This is a genomic window from Escherichia sp. KTE114 (assembly GCF_000407765.1).
Classification (GTDB): Bacteria; Pseudomonadota; Gammaproteobacteria; order Enterobacterales; family Enterobacteriaceae; genus Escherichia; species Escherichia ruysiae.
Genome location: NZ_KE136626.1, coordinates 190,983 through 210,150 on the forward strand (window position 1 = coordinate 190,983; position 19,168 = coordinate 210,150).

Annotated in this window: 17 protein-coding genes; 6 read left to right on the forward strand and 11 right to left on the reverse strand. The window is 51.0% G+C overall.

The window, feature by feature from the left end; genetic code table 11:
- Positions 1–114: 114 nt before the first annotated feature.
- From thyA to WC5_RS25790, 5 genes are all read right to left on the reverse strand, one after another.
- Positions 115–909 carry a thymidylate synthase gene (thyA, locus tag WC5_RS19465; RefSeq protein WP_000816226.1) on the reverse strand — a complete coding sequence of 265 codons (795 nt, stop codon included), beginning with the start codon at positions 907–909 and terminating at the stop codon, positions 115–117.
- Positions 910–915: 6 nt separating this feature from the next.
- Positions 916–1,791: a prolipoprotein diacylglyceryl transferase gene (lgt, locus tag WC5_RS19460; RefSeq protein WP_000204651.1), complete on the reverse strand. Its 876-nt coding sequence runs from the start codon at positions 1,789–1,791 to the stop codon at positions 916–918.
- A 150-nt stretch (positions 1,792–1,941) separates the two neighbouring features.
- Positions 1,942–4,188, reverse strand: a complete 2,247-nt coding sequence (gene ptsP / locus WC5_RS19455) for a phosphoenolpyruvate--protein phosphotransferase (protein WP_000957933.1) — start codon at positions 4,186–4,188, stop codon at positions 1,942–1,944.
- 12 nt (positions 4,189–4,200) lie between these two features.
- Positions 4,201–4,731 carry an RNA pyrophosphohydrolase gene (gene rppH, locus WC5_RS19450; RefSeq protein WP_000564488.1) on the reverse strand — a complete coding sequence of 177 codons (531 nt, stop codon included), beginning with the start codon at positions 4,729–4,731 and terminating at the stop codon, positions 4,201–4,203.
- 334 nt (positions 4,732–5,065) lie between these two features.
- Complete coding sequence (locus WC5_RS25790) at positions 5,066–5,230, reverse strand: hypothetical protein (protein WP_016231410.1); 165 nt, start codon at positions 5,228–5,230, stop codon at positions 5,066–5,068.
- Positions 5,231–5,415: 185 nt separating this feature from the next.
- Here WC5_RS25790 and mutH point away from each other — a divergent pair, with 185 nt between their 5' ends.
- From mutH to WC5_RS19430, 4 genes are all read left to right on the forward strand, one after another.
- Positions 5,416–6,105, forward strand: coding sequence for a DNA mismatch repair endonuclease MutH (mutH, locus tag WC5_RS19445; RefSeq protein ID WP_000082202.1), 690 nt, complete (start codon positions 5,416–5,418; stop codon positions 6,103–6,105).
- Positions 6,106–6,173: 68 nt separating this feature from the next.
- Positions 6,174–6,887 (forward strand): TerC family protein, encoded by a 714-nt coding sequence (locus WC5_RS19440; protein WP_000895630.1) that lies wholly within the window; start codon positions 6,174–6,176, stop codon positions 6,885–6,887.
- 137 nt (positions 6,888–7,024) lie between these two features.
- Positions 7,025–7,243 (forward strand): lipoprotein YgdR, encoded by a 219-nt coding sequence (gene ygdR / locus WC5_RS19435; RefSeq protein WP_000758660.1) that lies wholly within the window; start codon positions 7,025–7,027, stop codon positions 7,241–7,243.
- A gap of 107 nt (positions 7,244–7,350) precedes the next feature.
- Complete coding sequence (locus WC5_RS19430) at positions 7,351–8,391, forward strand: NADP(H)-dependent aldo-keto reductase (RefSeq protein WP_001199282.1); 1,041 nt, start codon at positions 7,351–7,353, stop codon at positions 8,389–8,391.
- A 32-nt stretch (positions 8,392–8,423) separates the two neighbouring features.
- Here the strand turns inward: WC5_RS19430 and lplT are convergent, their stop codons facing one another.
- Together lplT and aas are read right to left on the reverse strand one after the other, a co-directional pair.
- Complete coding sequence (gene lplT / locus WC5_RS19425; RefSeq protein WP_000004643.1) at positions 8,424–9,617, reverse strand: lysophospholipid transporter LplT; 1,194 nt, start codon at positions 9,615–9,617, stop codon at positions 8,424–8,426.
- Positions 9,610–11,769: a bifunctional acyl-ACP--phospholipid O-acyltransferase/long-chain-fatty-acid--ACP ligase gene (gene aas / locus WC5_RS19420; RefSeq protein ID WP_000899033.1), complete on the reverse strand. Its 2,160-nt coding sequence runs from the start codon at positions 11,767–11,769 to the stop codon at positions 9,610–9,612. Before aas ends, lplT begins: the two co-directional genes overlap by 8 nt.
- Positions 11,770–12,355: 586 nt before the next feature.
- Between aas and galR the strand changes: the two genes are divergently transcribed.
- Positions 12,356–13,387, forward strand: a complete 1,032-nt coding sequence (galR, locus tag WC5_RS19415; RefSeq protein ID WP_000201036.1) for an HTH-type transcriptional regulator GalR — start codon at positions 12,356–12,358, stop codon at positions 13,385–13,387.
- 6 nt (positions 13,388–13,393) lie between these two features.
- Here the strand turns inward: galR and lysA are convergent, their stop codons facing one another.
- Positions 13,394–14,656 carry a diaminopimelate decarboxylase gene (lysA, locus tag WC5_RS19410; RefSeq protein ID WP_001120727.1) on the reverse strand — a complete coding sequence of 421 codons (1,263 nt, stop codon included), beginning with the start codon at positions 14,654–14,656 and terminating at the stop codon, positions 13,394–13,396.
- A 254-nt stretch (positions 14,657–14,910) separates the two neighbouring features.
- On the opposite strand from lysA, the gene lysR reads away from it, so the two are divergent.
- Positions 14,911–15,828, forward strand: coding sequence for a DNA-binding transcriptional regulator LysR (lysR, locus tag WC5_RS19405; RefSeq protein WP_016231411.1), 918 nt, complete (start codon positions 14,911–14,913; stop codon positions 15,826–15,828).
- A gap of 4 nt (positions 15,829–15,832) precedes the next feature.
- On the opposite strand, the gene ygeA is transcribed toward lysR, so the two are convergent.
- The 3 genes from ygeA to kduD form a co-directional block, all read right to left on the reverse strand.
- A complete protein-coding gene (gene ygeA, locus WC5_RS19400; RefSeq protein WP_000848676.1) occupies positions 15,833–16,525 on the reverse strand; it encodes an amino acid racemase in 693 nt (230 codons plus the stop codon).
- 128 nt (positions 16,526–16,653) lie between these two features.
- A complete protein-coding gene (gene araE, locus WC5_RS19395) occupies positions 16,654–18,072 on the reverse strand; it encodes an arabinose-proton symporter AraE (protein WP_000256428.1) in 1,419 nt (472 codons plus the stop codon).
- Between the two features lie 315 nt (positions 18,073–18,387).
- Positions 18,388–19,149: a 2-dehydro-3-deoxy-D-gluconate 5-dehydrogenase KduD gene (kduD, locus tag WC5_RS19390; RefSeq protein WP_000602499.1), complete on the reverse strand. Its 762-nt coding sequence runs from the start codon at positions 19,147–19,149 to the stop codon at positions 18,388–18,390.
- Positions 19,150–19,168: the final 19 nt, after the last annotated feature.

A 19,168-nucleotide genomic window follows, 5' to 3' on the forward strand; every position in this document is an offset into this window, starting at 1 on the left:
ATTTACGCTGTTGCAGGGCGTTGCAAAATTTCGGGAAGGCGTCTCGAAGAATTTAGCGAAGGATAAAAAAAACCGACGCACACTGGCGTCGGCTCTGGCAGGATGTTGCGTAATTTAGATAGCAACCGGCGCTTTAATTCCCGGATGCGGATCGTAGCCTTCAATCTCAAAGTCTTCGAAACGGTAGTCGAAGATGGATTCAGGTTTACGTTTGATAATCAGCTTCGGCAGCGGACGCGGTTCACGACTTAATTGCAGATGGGTTTGATCCATATGATTGCTGTACAGGTGCGTATCGCCACCGGTCCAGACAAAATCACCCACTTCCAGATCGCACTGCTGCGCCATCATATGCACCAGTAACGCGTAGCTGGCAATGTTAAACGGCAGGCCGAGGAAGACGTCGCAGGAACGCTGATAAAGCTGGCAAGAGAGTTTGCCGTCTGCCACATAGAACTGGAAGAACGCATGGCATGGAGCCAGCGCCATTTTATCCAGTTCGCCTACGTTCCATGCCGAAACAATAATGCGGCGGGAATCCGGGTCGTTTTTCAGCTGGTTCAGTACCGTAGTAATCTGGTCAATATGACGACCATCCGGCGTGGGCCAGGCGCGCCACTGTTTACCATAAACCGGACCAAGATCGCCGTTTTCATCGGCCCATTCGTCCCAGATGGTGACATTGTTTTCGTGCAGATAAGCAATGTTAGTGTCGCCCTTCAGGAACCACAGCAGCTCGTGGATAATGGAACGCAGGTGGCAACGTTTGGTTGTCACTAACGGGAATCCATCCTGGAGGTTAAAACGCATCTGATGACCAAAAATGGAAAGCGTTCCGGTTCCGGTACGGTCGTTTTTCTGTGTGCCTTCGTCGAGCACTTTTTGCATCAGTTCTAAATACTGTTTCATGGTTCCTCAGGAAACGTGTTGCTGTGGGCTGCGACGATATGCCCAGACCATCATGAAAACACCCGCGACAATCATCGGGATGGAAAGAATTTGCCCCATGCTGATGTACTGCACCCATGCGCCGGTGAACTGCGCATCGGGCTGGCGGAAAAACTCAACAATGATGCGAAACGCGCCATAGCCAATCAGGAACAAGCCCGAGACAGCCCCCATCGGGCGCGGTTTACGGATATACAGGTTGAGGATAATAAACAGCACCACACCTTCCAGCAGCATCTCGTAAAGTTGCGACGGGTGACGCGGTAGTACGCCGTAGGTGTCGAAAATAGATTGCCACTGAGGGTTGTTTTGCAGCAGCAGAATGTCTTCAGTACGGGAGCCTGGGAACAGCATGGCAAACGGGAAGTTCGGATCAACGCGCCCCCACAATTCACCGTTAATAAAGTTGCCCAGACGCCCGGCTCCAAGGCCAAATGGAATGAGCGGTGCTATAAAATCAGACACCTGGAAGAAGGAACGTTTGGTGCGGCGGGCGAAGATAATCATCACCACAATCACGCCAATCAGACCGCCGTGGAAAGACATGCCGCCGTCCCAGACACGGAACAGATACAGCGGATCGGCCATAAACTGCGGGAAGTTGTAGAACAGAACATAACCAATACGTCCGCCAAGGAAGACGCCGAGGAAGCCCGCATAGAGTAAGTTTTCAACTTCATTTTTGGTCCAGCCACTGCCCGGACGGCTAGCCCGACGCCCAGCCAGCCACATCGCAAAAATGAAACCCACCAGATACATCAGGCCGTACCAGTGAAGCGCAACGGGTCCTATTGAGAAAATGACCGGATCAAATTCCGGAAAATGCAGATAGCTACTGGTCATCTGTCACCACAAGTTCTTGTTATTTCGCTGAAAGAGAACAGCGATTGAAATGCGCGCCGCAGGTTTCAGGCGCTCCAAAGGTGCGAATAATAGCACAAGGGAACCTGGCTGGTTGCCGGATACCGTTAAAAGATATGTATATGATCCGCGCTATAACCCTCCGCGAATCAGCCCGCCCATACCGCGACGCTCCATAAATGCCGCGACCTGATGACGAACTTCGGTCGCTAGTTGCGCTTCCAGGCTGCGCTGCGCAAGATTTTCTGCTTCGGCAAAATCAATGCGCCGCAGCAGGTATTTGACGCGCGCGACAGAACGTCCGTTCATCGACAGATGGCGATACCCCAGCCCAATGAGGATTGCCACGCACATGGGATCGCCCGCCATTTCACCGCATAAACGCAGATCGATTCCCTGCGTTTCCGCCTCACGGGCGATCATCGCCAGAGCACGTAACATTGCAGGATGAAGACTGTCATAAATGTTCGCGACCCGGGTGTTATTGCGATCAACGGCCAGGATGTATTGAGTCAGATCGTTGGTGCCAACAGAGATAAAATCGACCCGATTTGCCAGATGCGGCAGCATAAATACCATTGAAGGTACTTCCAGCATGATACCGATGCGTGGTTTGGGAATTGCGTAACCGATCATCTCCTCGACTTCACGTCCGGCACGTTCAATCAGGCGACGCGCTTCGTCAACTTCATCCAGGCTTGTGACCATTGGCAACAGAATGTGCAGGTTGCCCGTTGCAGCATTGGCGCGCAACATCGCCCGCACCTGGATCAAAAAGATCTCCGGCTGATCGAGCGTAATGCGAATCCCACGCCACCCCAGGCATGGATTCTCTTCGCTGATCGGCATGTAAGGCAATTGTTTGTCAGCACCGACATCCAGCGTACGCAGGGTGACGGGTTTATCATTGAACATTTGCAGCATCCCCTGATACTGCGCCACCTGTTCTTCTTCCGACGGGAAACCACTTTGCAGCATGAAAGGGATTTCGGTGCGATAAAGACCGATACCATCAATGCGACTGCCCAGTTTTTCTTCATGTTCCGGGCTTAATCCCGCATTGAGCATGACTTTTATGCGCTCGCCGCTTTTTAACTGCGCAGGTAAATTGACGTCATCTTCCGCCAGACGACTAAGCTCAATCTCTTCGCTAATCAGCCGCTGATATTCTTGCAGCAGCACCGGCTCCGGGTCGACCAGCAATTCACCACGATAACCGTCAACGATCAGTGTGCGACGATGCAGCACCGAAGGCTGAATGTCCGCGCCCATCACGGTAGGGATCCCCAGCGCACGTACCATAATCGCAGCATGGGAGTTGGCTGCGCCATCGCGCACGACAACGCCGACTAAGCGATCCTGAGGCAGCTCTGCAAGGGTTGTCGCTGACAGTTCATCTGCCACCAGAATGAAACGTTCCGGCCAGGCGTTCGCCCCCTGGTTGGCATCATCAAGGTGAAACAACAATCGTTGGCCCAGCGCACGTAAATCACCGGCTCGCTCTTTGAGATAGCTATCACTTAGCGCAGCAAACTGTTCGGCGAATTTTTCAATGACCGTTTTCACCGCCCACTCTGCAACTGAGCCTTTATCCACCTCGTCAAATAATTCGCGACGCAGACGCGTGTCAGAAAGCAGGTGTGAGTAAAGATCGAAAATAGCCGCCGTTTCTTTTTGTGCACCGGCGGCAAAGCGTTTGCTGTAGCGACGAAACTCGTTAGCCGCTTCTTCCAGCGCCCCGGTCAGTCGCTCGCGTTCCAGAGCCGGATCCAGCGTTGATGCCTGATACACCTGTTCCATTAAGGGTAACGTGGCATCCTGCCAGCCTTCAGCAATCGCCACGCCGGGCGCTGCCGGTAATGCGCGGATTCGCGTCTGGCGATATTGCCCAAACAAGGCAGTCAACTGCGACTGAGAAAGAATAGCTGCCATCTGGGTGGCAAGCGTCACCAGGAAAGATTCTTCACTTTCGTTGTACTGCCGCAACTCTCGTTGCTGTACCACCAGTACACCAAGTAACTGGCGACGTTGAATAATTGGCACGCCTAAAAACGCGCGGAAACGTTCTTCTTTTACGGAGGGGATATATTTGAAGCTGGGGTGTTTTTGCGCATCCGCAAGGTTTATCGGTTCCGCCAGCCTGCCAACCAGGCCGACGATCCCTTCATCAAACGCGAGCGTTACGGTGCGACCACGTGGCTTTTTTAATCCCCGGGTCGCCATCAGGTAGTAACAACGTCGGTCGTGATCGGCCAGGTAGACCGAACAGACCTCGGTATCCATCGCAAGACAGATGTCGGTAACCAGAATATTTAACGCCTCATTCAGGCGTGGTGCGCTGGCTACCTTTTCGACTATTTCGCGCAGGCGAGTGAGCATAATGGGCGTGACTTAACCTCTTTTACGTCGATAAGCAGATACGTTTTGTGGTTTAGGCGTATTTTCTTGCAGCGCCATCACAACACTTGCGAACTCTTTCATTACCCTACGGTAGACATCACGTTTAAATGACACCACCTGCCTGACCGGATACCAGTAACTTACCCATCGCCAGCCGTCAAACTCTGGTGTACTGCTGGTTTGCATATTGATTTCCGCATCGCCGCTCACCAGCTGCAAGAGAAACCATTTTTGTTTTTGGCCGATACACACCGGCTTCGTGTCCCAACGCACCAAACGTTTCGGTAATTTGTAGCGCAACCAGTTACGCGTTGAAGCAAGGATTCGAACGTCTTTACGGCTTAATCCTACTTCTTCAAACAATTCACGGTACATCGCCTGTTCTGCGGATTCTCCGGGATTAATTCCGCCTTGCGGAAATTGCCAGGAGTGCTGACCAAATCGCCGGGCCCACATTACTTGCCCCTGACGATTACAAATCACGATACCTACGTTTGGGCGGTAGCCATCGTCATCAATCACCGGACTACCTCAAAATAAAGCTTTATATACGAATGATTGTTTCATACTCCAGGAAGACGGTAAACCACTCTCTGCAAGGCATTACACACTAATAACAATTGAATAACTCACAGTTAAGTGCAGAGTTATAAACAGAGGAAGGGGTGAATAGCCGTTTTTATTCACCTTTTCTGTGGATAGAGTTGTGAAGAACTACGGAATTACCACGGGAAAACCCAGAGCACTCTGAATCAGCCGCTAAAATACACTTTAAAATATTCGTTATTAATCAATATATTAAATACATAAATATTGATAAAACAGACAAATTCGTGACCCATGTCACACCACTCATTTACGCGTTGGCGAAAGAACAACCAACGTCGTATTTATCCACAGAATGTGCCACTAAGTTAAGCACCGAACCACTAAAAATTAGAGTTTCGTCGCACGTCAAGGCTGTAAATGGAAACAGTAGTGAGGGTTTTTCACAGTTATCCCAGCTTTCTGTGGATAACATGGTGTAAGATCCTGTTTATTTTCAGTGACCAGAATTGGAAAACCCACCAGGACGTTGCGCAACACCGTCACCTGTGAATTAAAAAACAAGATAAATCATAGAATTGAATAACGCTTGTGGAAAAAGTTACACTCTGAATATTCGGTACAAAATAGCTGCTTGTTTTTTAATCAAGGTGTAATGCCATGTCTCAACCTCGTCCATTGCCCTCTCCCCCCGAAACTGAAGCGCAGTTATTAGCGCAAGCACAGCAACTTTCTGGTTACACCCTTGGAGAACTGGCAGCACTTGCCGGATTGGTTACGCCGGAGAATTTAAAACGCGATAAAGGTTGGATCGGTGTGTTACTGGAGATCTGGCTTGGCGCCAGCGCAGGAAGTAAACCTGAACAAGATTTTGCCGCTTTAGGCGTGGAACTCAAAACTATACCTGTAGATACTCTTGGTCGCCCGCTGGAAACGACATTCGTTTGTGTTGCACCGTTAACTGGCAATAGCGGTGTGACCTGGGAAACCAGCCACGTGCGCCACAAACTCAAACGGGTGTTATGGATACCGGTTGAAGGCGAGCGCAGCATCCCACTGGCGCAGCGTCGCGTAGGAGCACCGTTGCTGTGGAGTCCGAACGAAGAGGAAGACCGCCAGCTACGCGAAGACTGGGAAGAATTAATGGATATGATTGTCCTCGGTCAGGTTGAGCGAATCACCGCTCGTCACGGGGAATATTTGCAAATACGACCGAAAGCGGCGAATGCGAAAGCTCTCACCGAAGCCATTGGCGCCGAGGGTGAACGAATTCTGACATTGCCGCGCGGATTTTATCTGAAAAAGAATTTCACCAGCGCACTGCTGGCGCGTCATTTTTTGATCCAGTAGCCATCGCTTTGACCTGCTGCATTCCGGGCATATAATTACCGCTTCATTTTTTTGGCAGGGCTTTTTAGATGTTATTTGCATGGATAACCGATCCTAACGCCTGGCTTGCGCTCGGTACGCTGACGCTGCTGGAGATCGTTCTTGGGATCGATAATATTATTTTCCTTTCTCTGGTGGTCGCAAAGTTGCCCACCGCACAGCGTGGTCACGCGCGGCGTCTGGGACTGGCAGGAGCCATGGTTATGCGTCTGGCGCTGCTGGCGTCGATTGCCTGGGTTACGCGCCTGACGAATCCGCTTTTTACAATTTTCAATCAGGAAATTTCCGCTCGTGATTTGATTCTGCTGCTGGGTGGTCTGTTCCTTATCTGGAAAGCCAGTAAGGAGATCCACGAGTCTATCGAAGGCGAAGAAGAAGGGCTGAAAACACGTGTTTCATCATTCCTCGGCGCTATCGTGCAGATTATGCTGCTGGATATTATTTTCAGCCTCGATTCGGTGATTACCGCCGTGGGTCTGTCGGATCACCTGTTTATTATGATGGCGGCCGTAGTCATTGCCGTAGGCGTGATGATGTTCGCCGCACGTTCGATTGGTGATTTTGTTGAACGCCATCCATCAGTGAAAATGTTGGCGCTCTCTTTCCTGATTCTGGTGGGCTTTACCCTGATCCTGGAAAGTTTCGATATCCACGTACCGAAAGGTTACATCTACTTCGCGATGTTCTTCTCCATTGCAGTAGAAAGCCTCAACCTGATTCGCAATAAAAAGAATCCGCTCTGATATTCCGTTCGCTCTCCTGTGGGAGAGCGAACGTCTTCCCTTTATTCTCACAGTTTAAGACTTTCCTGCTTTCAAGATGTATAACGTCAGATTATAAACAGACTATTATCATTGATGGGCTTAATGAGGATAACCGGATGAAAAAATGGGCAGTATTAATCTCCGCAGTCGGACTGGCATTTGCTGTTTCCGGTTGTAGCAGCGATTATGTGATGGCAACTAAAGATGGTCGAATGATCCTGACTGATGGAAAACCGGAAATTGACGATGATACCGGGCTTGTGAGTTATCACGATCAACAAGGTAACGCGATGCAAATTAACCGCGATGATGTCTCGCAAATTATTGAACGTTAAAAAATAAGGTCAGCATCCGGCTGGCCTTAAGATTTTTCGCTTTCCCTTTTCCCTTCCCTCTGCCATTTTTATATTCCTTATGTCGTGATTATAAAAAGGAAACGGCTATGCAATATCACCGTATACCCCACAGCTCGCTGGAAGTCAGCACGCTGGGGCTTGGCACGATGACGTTTGGTGAACAGAACAGCGAAGCCGACGCCCACGCACAACTCGACTATGCCGTCGCTCAGGGCATTAATCTTATCGACGTTGCCGAGATGTACCCTGTACCGCCGCGCCCCGAAACTCAGGGTCTGACCGAAACCTATGTCGGTAACTGGCTGGCAAAACATGGCAACCGCGAAAAATTAATTATCGCCTCCAAAGTGAGCGGACCGTCGCGCAACAATGACAAGGGTATTCGCCCGGATCAGGCGCTGGACAGGAAGAATATTCGCGAAGCTCTGCATGACAGCCTCAAGCGCCTACAGACTGATTACCTCGATCTTTATCAGGTGCACTGGCCGCAGCGCCCGACCAACTGCTTCGGCAAACTCGGTTATAGCTGGACGGATTCCGCGCCTGCGGTTTCGCTGCTGGATACGCTGGATGCACTGGCAGAATACCAACGCGCAGGGAAAATTCGTTATATCGGCGTGTCGAATGAAACCGCATTTGGCGTAATGCGTTATCTACATCTGGCGGACAAACACGATCTGCCGCGCATCGTCACTATTCAGAACCCCTATAGCCTGTTAAACCGCAGCTTTGAAGTGGGTCTGGCGGAAGTCAGCCAGTATGAAGGCGTCGAGTTGCTGGCCTATTCGTGTCTGGGTTTCGGCACGCTGACCGGTAAATATCTCAATGGTGCAAAACCGGCTGGTGCGCGTAATACGCTCTTTAGTCGGTTCACCCGTTATAGTGGTGAGCAAACGCAAAAAGCTGTCGCGGCGTATGTTGATATTGCCAGACGTCATGGTCTCGATCCTGCTCAGATGGCGCTCGCTTTTGTACGCCGCCAACCGTTTGTTGCCAGCACGCTGCTGGGCGCAACGACGATGGAACAGTTGAAAACTAACATCGAAAGTTTACATCTGGAGTTGAGCGAAGACGTATTAACTGAAATTGAAGCGGTGCATCAGGTTTATACTTATCCGGCACCTTAAGCATTAACGCCGGGGTTACCCGGCGTTAAATATTAATGACGGCGTTGCCAGACCCACAGCGCCGTTATTGCCAGCGCAAACAGCGCACCGAAGCCAATGCCAATGGGCACGACCGGAATCCCCACCATTACCGCCAGTGAATAAATCCCCAACATCAGCAACATGGCACTGTTTTCGCCCAGGTTCTGTACTGCAATCGCATTCCCCGCCCCGACGCTTTTTTTACCTCGTTCCTGGAGTAACGCATTCAATGGAACGACAAAAAAGCCGCCCAGCACGCCAATCAACATCAGCAAGGCATAGGCTGGCAGCAGCTCATGTTGCAGGGAGAAAATCAGCACCACCACGCCAATTAAAATCCCGGCGGGCATACAGCGTGAAACGGTTTCCAGCGTGACCAGCTTCGCTGCCGCGCCGGCACCAACCACGATGCCAATCGCCACCATGGCGTTGAGATAGGTCGGCGTAGCGTTATCGGTAATGCCCAGCGCCACTGGCACCCAAAGTACTAACAGGAAACGCAGCGTGACGCCTGCTCCCCAGAACAAACTGGTGCCTACCAGCGAAAAACGCGTTTCTCCATTGCGCCATAACGAGGTGCAGGCATTCAGGAAACTGCGGGTCATGTTGATGAGATTCCACGACTGCCCCGGACGCGCCGCCGCCAGTTTTGGAATGTAGATATTGGCGACGACCGCACCACCATAGGCCAGCGCACATGCTGCCAGAGCGACAAGAACATGCCAGTCTGCCAGTACACCACCGGCTACGGAACCGAGCAAAATCGCCGCTATGGTAGAAGCTTCCATTAAACCGTTAGCTTTTACTAACTTACTACCCGTGGTTAATTCGCCGAGAATGCCGTATTTCGCCGGTGAATACGCCGCAGCTCCCACGCCGACCAGCGTATAGCCGAGAAAGGGATTGATGCCAAAGCAGATACTGGCAGCACCCAGCAGCTTAAGACCGTTGGCAAACATCATCACCCGACCTTTGGCAAAGCTATCGGCCACCTGCCCGACAAACGGCGCAAAAAGAATGTAAGCACCTACAAACACCATTTGCAGGACGGGCTGACTCCACTCCGGATAGAACTGTGCTTTCAGTAACGCCAGAGTGGCAAACAGCAGCGCGTTATCGCCAAACGCAGAGAGAAACTGCGCGACGATAACCGCTTTCATCCCCTTTGACCACAGCGAAGTGTTAGTGTGCACTGACTCACTCATCGTGTTGTTCCGCTTCGTCTACCCAGCTTTTCAACGTGACAAAGTCAGGTTTACCACTGCCCAGTAATGGCATCTGTTTCAGATAGCGAATGTCGCGCGGTACGGCAAGTTCCGGCACGCCGTGCTCGCGGGCATACTGTTGCAGTTTATCGCGCGCCAGTTCACTGTCCGTGGTGAAAAGCACCAGCGCCTCACCTTTGCTGGCATCGCTCTTAATCGCAGTGGCATGCATTTTGTCTGGTGAAACGCCAATAGCCAGTTGTTCCACCATTTCCAGCGACACCATTTCGCCTGCAATTTTGGCAAAGCGTTTCGCGCGTCCCTGAATCTGCACAAAGCCCTGCTCGTCGAAACGCACGATATCGCCCGTGTCATACCAGCCGCGCTCCATCTCGCCGCGAACATTCTCGGCGGTGGGCACTTCCAGCACGCCCGGCTTCTCTACCCGCAGGTAGCCGTTCATAATGTTCGGCCCTTTCAGTTGCAGGCGACCACCGTCTTCGATACCCGGAACCGCCAGCAGTCGCGCATCCATACCAGGCAAAATACGCCCTACCGTACCTGGTTTCGCCGCCATCGGTACGTTGATGGACACCACGGGCGCGCATTCCGTCACACCGTAACCTTCAAGAATGCGCAGGCCAAATTTATCCTGCCAAAGCTGTTTGGTGCTTTCTTGCAGTTTCTCTGCGCCTGCCACCACATAGCGTAGACGATAGAAATCATACGGGTTGGCAAAGCGCGCGTAGTGACCGAGGAAGGTCGAGGTGCCAAAGAGCACGGTACAACTGCGGTCGTACACCAGTTCCGGCACAATGCGGTAATGCAGCGGGCTTGGATAAAGGAATACTTCCGCCCCCGTCAGCAGTGGCGTAAACAGACCAACAGTCAGACCAAAAGAGTGGAACAGTGGCAATGCCGACATAAAGCGATCGTTGGTGGTGAAGTCGGCAATGGTTTTAATCTGCTCGACGTTCGCCAGAATGCTTTTATGGCTATGGACAACACCTTTCGGATGACCTTCAGAACCGGAGGTAAAGAGGATCAGCGCCTCTTCTTCTGGCTGCTGTTTTACCTGTGCGAGGCGCGGCACCAGCAGATGCGCGAAGATCCACACTTTGTCGGCAGTGGTGACATCCGCTTTTAAATCTTCCAGATAGACCCAACGTACCTGAGTTAGCTGTTCCGGCAGATGCCAGAGTTTGCCTTTATCGAGAAACTGGCGGGAAGTGAAGATGGTTTTGATTTCAGCCGCCGTAATGGCGCTGGTCAGCCCTTTTACCCCGGCGGTGTAGTTCATCATTGCGGGAATGCGACGACGTGCGATGGCTCCGAAAATCACTGCCGCACTGATGCCCGCATTGGGCAGCATTAAGCCGATGCGTTCCCCTTCAACACTGTATTTTTCAAGAATGCGCCCGACAAACAGCGTTTTGGTAAGTAATTTACGATAGGTGTCAGGGGTAAAATTGATATCTTCGACACACTTTTTACCCGCACCGAAGCGGTACATCGCACTCAAAAAGGATTCGTACAACGTTTCACGCGGGCGCACTGCCATACGCGCTTCCATCATAATTTGATGCAGCATTTCGCCAGCGATTTTGCGACGGTCACGGGCACGCGGCGCATCCGGCATCTGTACCTGCGTTGGTGGCAAAATATGCAGATGAATTTGCGGGAACAAGCGACGTTTAACCAGACCTTTCAGGCGGCTGAAGTGCGTAAGTTCCGCCCCTTCAATACGCACTGGAATGACTGTCGCACCTGACTTCGCAGCGACAAAACCCGCGCCATCGTAGATTTTCATCAGCGAGCCGGTTGTCGTGATTCGTCCTTCAGGGAAAATCACCACCGGTCGCCCCTGTTCCACCAGACGTACCAGATGTTTAATTGCCATAGGTTGCGTCGGGTCGAGGGGAACGAAGTCGATAAATGATTTCAGCCAACGCATATACCACTGCTGGCTGATGGAGGTGTAAACGGCAAAAACAGGGCGAACGGGTAAAAACAGTGCCAGCAATATGCCATCAATAAATGAGACGTGATTGGGCGTGATAAGAACGCGCTCGCCCTTCAGTGCCTGGGTGTCGCCTGTCACGCGAACACGGTACAGGACACGGCACAAATTACGAAAAAAGCTAAAAAGCATTCCAACTCCCTTTGCTCATTCTTCAGTAAAAGCGAATGGTGCGAGATTACACCAGAAGGAGAACGCGAGCGACAGTAAAATGGGTGCGAAAAAAAACCTGCGCATCCGCGCAGGCTGGTGCAAGAGACAGGGTACGAAGAGCGTACCGAATAATCTCACCAATCAATACCTCTGGGATCTTGATTGTGGTCTGCACACAGACTGTTCGCCAGCGAGAAAACGCAAAGGAGTGAAGGGAAATGCAACCAGGTGTGTAAATTATCGGTTACTGTTACAGATTGATGACAGACAAAAAAAACCTGCGCATCTGCGCAGGTTGGTGTAATTCATGTGATCAACCCGAAGTTGACTTCACCTATCAATACCTCTGGGATCACCACTTTATCAATCTGAAGCCAAACGCCACCAGCGGTCAATCGCAACAGCGTTTCGCAAAGTGTAACCAAAGGTTTGCAATCTCTTTTTTTGTCTTACTTATTTGCGTTTCGCTCACATTCCCCGCGCTGAAAGTACCACACCCCTTGAACCAACGGACGTTTTCCGTAACACTGACAGAATGTAAGCGTTTACCCACAAAGGTATTTTCATGGCGACCATAAAGGATGTAGCCCGACTGGCAGGCGTTTCAGTCGCCACAGTTTCCCGCGTCATTAATAATTCTCCCAAAGCCAGCGAAGCTTCCCGGCTGGCTGTACATAGTGCAATGGAGTCTCTTAGCTATCACCCGAACGCCAACGCCCGGGCGCTGGCACAACAGGCCACCGAAACCGTTGGTTTGATTGTTGGCGATGTCTCTGATCCTTTTTTCGGCGCAATGGTGAAAGCGGTTGAACAGGTGGCTTATCACACGGGTAATTTTTTATTGATTGGTAATGGTTACCACAACGAGCAAAAAGAACGTCAGGCCATTGAGCAGTTGATCCGCCATCGCTGCGCCGCACTGGTCGTTCATGCCAAAATGATTCCCGATGCCGATTTGACAGCATTGATGAAACAAATGCCCGGTATGGTGCTGATCAACCGGATCCTTCCGGGGTTTGAGAATCGTTGCATCGCACTGGACGATCGTTATGGCGCCTGGCTGGCGACGCGTCATTTGATTCAACAAGGCCATACTCGCATTGGTTATCTCTGCTCTAACCACTCTATTTCTGACGCCGAAGATCGTCTGCAGGGTTATTACGATGCCCTTGCCGAAAGCGGTATTCCGGCCAATGATCGGCTGGTAACTTTTGGCGAACCGGATGAAAGCGGCGGCGAACAGGCAATGACTGAGCTGCTGGGAAGGGGGCGAAATTTCACTGCCGTGGCCTGTTATAACGATTCAATGGCGGCAGGCGCGATGGGTGTACTCAATGATAATGGTATTGATGTACCGGGTGAGATTTCATTGATTGGCTTTGATGATGTGCTGGTATCGCGCTATGTACGTCCGCGTTTGACGACAGTACGCTATCCAATTGTAACGATGGCGACTCAGGCTGCCGAACTGGCTTTGGCACTGGCGAACAATCACCCGCTTCCTGAAATTACCAACGTCTTTAGTCCAACGCTGGTACGTCGCCATTCAGTTTCAACACCGTCGCTGGAGGCAAGTCATAACGCCTCCAGCAACTAGCCGCAATTAAAGCAGCTCAAGCGCCAGTAATTCTTCAATGGTCTGGCGACGGCGAATCAACCGCGCCTGACCATTATCAAACAGAACTTCTGGCAGCAGTGGGCGACTATTGTAGTTTGATGACATTGACGCGCCATATGCGCCAGTATCATGCAGTACCAGATAATCCCCCGCCTTCACTTCCGGCAAAGCACGGGTTTCGACATTCCCCCCCTCCTGCTGGGTAAAAACATCCCCCGATTCACATAGCGGCCCGGCGACAACGGTTTCCACCGTTGGTGCGTGCTCAAGGGAATGACCATCAGCCGCCAGTGCGCTAATGTGATGGTAACTGCCGTACATTGCCGGGCGCATCAGATCGTTAAACCCGGCGTCAACCAGCACAAAGTGGCGGCTCCCCATCTGTTTGACACTTCGCACCTGGGTAATCAATACACCAGACTGCGCCACCAGGAAGCGACCCGGTTCAATTTCCAGTTTCACAGGGTGACCCAGATGATGAGCGATCTGCTCACGTGCCGCATTCCACAGGCCATAATAATGCTCGGTATCAACCGCTTCTTCTCCCTGCTGATAAGGAACTGAAAGCCCACCGCCAGCAGAAATCGCCTGTAAATCCTGATCAAAGTCGATAACCTGCCGCACCATCGCACCACACACCTGTTCCAGATGCGCATAGTCAACACCGGAACCAATGTGCATGTGAATGCCGACCAGCTGCAATTGATGCCGCTGTATTACTTCCAGTGCGGCGGGAAGATCGGTATACCAGATACCGTGCTTGCTGTTTTCGCCGCCGGTATTGGTTTTTTGGCTATGTCCGTGACCAAACCCCGGGTTAACGCGCAGCCATACCCGATGCCCTGGCGAAACCTGGCCTAGTTGGTCGAGCATATCGACAGAACCCGCATTCACCGGAATTTGCAATTCACTGACACGCTCGAGCGTAGCCTGGTCGATAACATCAGCGGTAAAAACAATATCATCGGGATGCGTTTGTGGATTGTATCCCGCCGCCAGCGCGCGCTCGATTTCGCCCAACGAGACGGAATCTACTTTCACGCCCTGCTCTCGCATTAAGCGCAAAATATGGATATTGGAGCAGGCTTTCTGCGCAAAGCGCACCACATCAAACTGCTTCAGAGCCGCAATCTGCCGACGAATGATTTGTGCATCGTAGACCCAAACCGGGCAACCGAATTCTGCAGGCAAGCGCAGCAGATTTTCAGCGGTGAGATCGGTATCGGTGCTGAACAGTGAATGTGGCATAACAAACTCCGAATAAGTGAGGCTGACGGCGAATAAAACATTGCCTGATGCACTTCGTTTATCAGGCCTACATGGCTCCTGCAATATATTGAATTTGCATGATCTTGTAGGCGCATCAACAAAGCGCACATTGTCAACAATCTGAATAAGTGCTTTTTTATGATTACGCCACATCATAAAAAGAATAAAAAATATCGATTTATGCCAGGTCTATGCAAAAATGATATGGATTACCGAAGAATGAGATTAAGCAGATGGCCGCCGTTAACTTACGTCATATTGAAATTTTTCATGCGGTGATGACCGCCGGAAGCCTGACTGAAGCGGCACAACTGCTACATACTTCACAACCCACTGTCAGCCGCGAACTGGCGCGCTTTGAAAAAGTGATTGGGCTGAAATTGTTTGAGCGCGTACGTGGACGATTACATCCTACCGTGCAAGGGCTGCGGCTGTTCGAAGAGGTGCAGCGATCCTGGTACGGCCTGGATCGCATTGTCAGTGCCGCAGAAAGTTTGCGCGAGTTTCGCCAGGGCGAACTGTCTATTGCCTGCCTGCCGGTCTTTTCGCAGTCTTTTTTGCCGTCACTGATGCAACCGTTTCTGGCTCGCTATCCTGAAGTCAGCTTAAACATAGTGCCGCAGGAATCGCCGCTACTTGAAGAGTGGCTCTCGGCCCAGCGCCATGATTTAGGCCTCACCGAGACGCTGCACACACCTGCGGGTACGGAACGTACTGAATTACTGTCTTTAGATGAAGTCTGTGTTTTACCGCAGGGGCATCCGCTGGCAGCAAAAGAGGTATTAACGCCGGAAGATTTTCAGGGTGAGAATTACATCAGCCTTTCCCGTACTGACAGCTATCGCCAGTTGTTGGATCAACTATTTAATGAACATCAGGTTAAACGCCGTATGATTGTGGAGACCCACAGCGCCGCGTCAGTCTGCGCGATGGTACGGGCGGGGGCGGGAGTTTCCGTGGTTAACCCGCTCACCGCACTGGATTATGCGGCAAGCGGTTTAGTGGTGCGGCGATTTAGCATTGCAGTTCCGTTTACCGTTAGCCTGATTAGCCCCCTTCACCGCCCGTCATCAGCACTGGTGCAGGCATTTAGTGAGCACTTACAGGCAGGTTTACCGAATCTGGTTGCCTCACTTAACGCTATTTTGTAGCGAGTTACGACAGCATAAAGGCGACGGCATCCTCGGCATGAAGAGCGGTGGTATCGAACACGGGCAGGACACTGCGCTCCTCTGGCACCAGTAAACCAATTTCAGTACAACCGAAAATCACGCCCTGCGCCCCCTGTTCTGCGAGACGAGTAATGACTTGTGCATAATAAGCGCGTGACGTTTCGGTAAATTGCCCCAGACACAGCTCTTCAAAAATAATCTGATTAATTTTCGCCCGCTCATCCGCTTCAGGCACCAGACAATCGATAGAAAATTGCTCTGCCAGCCGTCCACGATAAAAATCCTGTTCCATGGTGTAGCGCGTTCCCAGCAGCGCCACGCGCGTCATTCCAGCACGGGTGATGGCACGTCCGGTGGCATCCGCAATATGTAAGAAAGGCAGTGAGCAACGAGACTCGATGACATCTGCTACTTTGTGCATCGTATTGGTACATAACACAATGCCTTCTGCTCCTGCCCGCTGTAATCCAAGCGCCGCACTGGCAAGAATCTCTCCTGTTTTGTCCCACTCACCGCGACGTTGGCACTCTTCTATTTCATGAAAATCGACGCTATGTAGCAGCACTTGCGCAGAGTGAAGCCCGCCAAGTCGCTGTTTAATGCCTTCATTTATCAGGCGATAGTAAGGAATAGTGGATTCCCAGCTCATTCCTCCCAGCAAACCAATTGTTTTCATTCCTCTCTCCTGGTGTGAGTTACCGCAACAGGGCTGATTAAGGAACGAGACAAACGCCTCAACGGCCTGGTGCCAGATCTCTATTAGCGAAAAAAAGGCCGGATGTACAGCACATCCGGCCTGTGAAATCAGACACCGATATTTCTCAATTTCTCACCAGCCATCAGTCTACGTTCGATATGTTCCAGCGTGACATTCTTGGTTTCCGGAATAAGCCAGAAGGTGATGCCAACAAACGCAATGTTCAGCGCAGTGTAGAGCCAGAACGTACCTGCCGCACCAATGCTATCGAGCAGAGTCAGGAAGGTCGCGCCAATAATCATGTTCGACACCCAGTTTGTGGTGGTCGAGCAGGTAATACCAAAATCGCGGCATTTCAGCGGCTGAATTTCGGAGCACAGGATCCATACCACTGGCGCGGCGCTCATCGCATAACCGGCAATGCACATCATTGTCATGCCAACAGAGAGCCAGGACAAACCACTGGAAGCCGTACCATTATCAAACTGCATCAGGCAATAGCCCAACACCAGAGTTCCCAATGCCATCACGCTAAAACCAATTTTCAGTGCCGGTTTACGCCCCGCTTTATCTACTGTAAAGACAGCAATAAAGGTGGCGAACATAAATGTCAGCCCCACGACCAAAGTCGCAATCATCTGTTGTTCTGTGGTCGTAAAGCCCGCCATTTTGAAGATGCGAGGCGCGTAGTACATGATGATGTTCATACCGGTAAATTGCTGCATCGCCTGCAACAACATACCGAGAAACACTGCTCGACGGACATTACGGTTGATCTTAAACAGCGCCCAACCGCCCTGTTTTAATTTCAGGCTTTCACGAATTTCGTTGAGTTCGTCTCGCGCTTTTTCCGACGTATCGCGCAGCATACGCAGCACTTCTTCCGCCTCAATATGACGCCCCTTCTCCGCCAGCCAGCGCGGGCTATTCGGCAGGAAGACCACCAGAATAATCAACACAACTGCCGGTAAGGCAAGAACACCTAACATTGCGCGCCAGTTACCGCTATAGCTGAATGCTGTGTCGGATAAAAACGCCAGAACGATGCCAAGCGTGACCATTAACTGGTACATACTGATCATCTTGCCACGTACTTTTTCACTCGCCATTTCAGAGAGATACAGTGGCGCAGTGTAAGAGGCAATCCCCACCGCAATCCCCAGAACCACACGGGCCGCGATTAACATTTCGACACTGGTGGCAAACGCTGATCCTATTGAGCCCAATACGAACAGCACAGCACCAGCCATCAGGCTGTATTTACGTCCCAGACGGAATGACAGCCAGCCGTTAAATAGCGCACCGATTGCTGCGCCAAGCATCATGCTACTGACGACCCATTCCTGCAAACGACTGGTCAGCACAAAGTGATCGGTGATAAACGGTAATGCACCTGCGATAACCCCGATATCAAGACCGAATAACAATCCCGCGACCGCAGCAGCTACCGAAACAAACATATTCATACGCCGCGTATCACGCAGAGGGCGCGGCGTTAAAGCAGATTCCGTATTGATAGTAACCATTTTTTCCTGCCAGCACAGAGTAAGACATAGTGAAAAAATACGTGAACAATTAACTCAGGTGTCAGGTCGGAAATAGCATAAATATGGATTAAATTGCTGCCACATGCAGTTATGTGATGGACATTACACTTTTAAAATTAAGTGAAATTAATGACATTATAATTAACCAACTAATTTTAAAGTAGATAAAACCAATAAAACTCATCAATTGATAATTGATATGGATTATTTAATAGCCGTGATATGGATTATGTTGATTATCAGAAATAAAAAACCCTGCCAATGTGACAGGGTCATAAATGTAAGCTAAATGAATTAACGTGCTAACCAGCCCCCATCCACGGCAATGGTGTAGCCATTAACATAGTCAGAAGCACTGGATGCCAGAAACACCACCGGCCCCATCAAATCGCTCGGCAACCCCCAACGCCCCGCAGGAATACGATCCAGAATTTCCGCACTACGCTGTTCATCAGCCCGCAGTTGCTGAGTATTGTTGGTCGCCATGTAACCCGGAGCAATCGCGTTAACGTTGATGTTGTGTTTTGCCCATTCGTTCGCCATCAGGCGCGTCACACCCATTACGCCGCTTTTTGATGCGGTATATGAGGGCACGCGGATCCCGCCCTGGAATGAAAGCATTGACGCGATATTAATAATCTTGCCGCCATTGCCCTGCGCGATAAAGTGCTTCGCCGCCGCCTGGGACATGAAAAACACGCTCTTGATGTTCAGATTCATCACATCGTCCCAGTCTTTTTCGCTGAAATCGAGAGCATCTTCGCGGCGAATCAAACCGGCGTTATTCACCAGGATATCAATATGACCAAATTCTGCCACTGCACGATCCAGCAGTGCTGGAATACCATCAATCTTACGCAGATCGGCGGTCAGGCTTAAAAAACGACGCCCCAGCGCAGTGACCTGTTCAATGGTCTCTGTTGGCTCAACAATGTTGATGCCAACAATGTCACAGCCCGCTTGCGCCAGACCCAACGCCATTCCCTGCCCCAGCCCAGTGTCACAACCGGTGACAACTGCAACTTTACCTTCAAGAGAAAATGCATTTAAAATCATGAGAATACCTTATTCATAT